The organism is Streptomyces sp. NPDC001728 (assembly GCF_040297565.1).
Classification (GTDB): Bacteria; Actinomycetota; Actinomycetes; order Streptomycetales; family Streptomycetaceae; genus Streptomyces.
This window is the reverse complement of sequence record NZ_JBEOZK010000050.1, coordinates 1-1,502: the sequence shown is the minus strand read 5'-3', so window position 1 is coordinate 1,502 and position 1,502 is coordinate 1. Positions and strand designations below refer to the sequence as shown.

The window sequence follows — 1,502 nt, the reverse complement described above, 5'->3', positions numbered from 1 at the left end:
ACCAACGCCGTTCAGTTAAGGGCGGGGCCGGGGCGTCAAGGGTCGGTCGTGAGCATGCTGATGCTGATGGTGGCCTTGTAGGTAGCCCGGTCGATGGCGGGTCCGCGTGCGTTGTATTTGGAGATCGCGCGTTTGACGATGCGGTCTTTGGTGCGGACCCGCCGGGCGGGCAGAAGCTGGGCCAGCACATGGCGGCCGATGACTCCGACCAGGTCGATGTCAGTGTCGGCGATGATGCCCGCCGCCAGGACGAGTTGATCGCGGGCGGCGGACAAGGCGACGGTGAAGCCGGCCCGGTCGGGGTCGGTGCCGGCGATGCTGTCGGTCGCATCCGTCATCGCGGTCCGCAGTGCCTGGTAGGCGACCAGCAGTGCCCAGACCTCCTGTTCGACACCGGCCGGGGTGCGGGCCCGCAGGACCCGTCCGCCCAGGACCGTGGACTTCAGCTCCGCGTAGGCCGTCTCGATCTCCCAGCGCTCGTGGTAGAGCCGGATGAGCTCGCGGGCCGGGTGGGTCATGGGGTCGGTGAGGGTGGTCAGCAGCCGGTAGTGACCCGTGCGGATCCCTTGGGAAGTGGTGATGGTGATCTCTGCGTCGATGACCCGCACGGTCAGCGCTCCCAGCCGGGACAGGAACGAGCCGTCCCGGCAGCGGGCCACCGGTGGCAGGTTCCGCCCGGACTTGCACCGCACCAGCAGGTGGGCGCCGGTGGCCGCGAAGCGGTTCAGCAGGTCGGCGGCGGCGAAATTCCGGTCGCCCAGCAGCAGCATCCCGGCACGCAGATCGCCGGCCAGCCGGCGCGCGTATTCCAGCTCACCGGTGGTCGCCGGGCCGAACACGGCCCCGATCACCGACCGGGTCCCGCAGGCCACCAGTGCCGTCAGCCTGATCTGCGGATAGCCCCCGGCCCCGTTGTTGCACCGCTGCTTGGCGAACACCGCGAGGTTCGCGGGAGCGTCCGGCACCGGCAGCAGCGTGCCGTCGACCGCCACGACCAGCAGCCCGCGCCACCGCGTCGCCGTCGCGGTCGTGGCCGCCGGCCCGCGGACCAGGTCGAACAGCGCCTTCATCGGGGCTGCCCCCAGACGTTGACGGGCCTGCCGTAACGCGCTGCCGCTCGGTCTGGCTACCGACAGGCCCGCCAGACCGGCGCACAACCGGTCGAAGACCTGCCGGTAGCCCAGCCCGGCGAAGAGTGCTCCGGCCAGCAGCAGGTACACGGTGACCCGCGCCGGCACCAGCCGGACCCTCCGCTGGACCGCGCCGGCCTCCGCCAGCACCTCGTCGACCATCTCGAACGGCACGATCCGGGTCAGCTCGCCGATATGGCCCGGCGCGAACACCCCGGCCGCTACCCCGACCGTCCTGGTTATGGCAGCCTGTTCCAACAGCGGAGCTCCTGTGGTGAGGATGTCTTGGAGGACAAACCTCTTCTACAGCAGCTCCGCTGCCTCGTTCACCGGCCTTGACGAACAGCCTCTACGCCTAACTGAACGGCGTTG

At 70.1% G+C, this 1,502-nt stretch carries 1 protein-coding gene; it reads right to left on the bottom strand.

Annotated features, from left to right (window positions below; genetic code table 11):
• Nucleotides 1–35: 35 nt before the first annotated feature.
• Nucleotides 36–1,388: an IS4 family transposase gene (locus ABT154_RS33855; protein WP_351862222.1), complete on the bottom strand. Its 1,353-nt coding sequence runs from the start codon at nucleotides 1,386–1,388 to the stop codon at nucleotides 36–38.
• Nucleotides 1,389–1,502 lie beyond the last annotated feature (114 nt).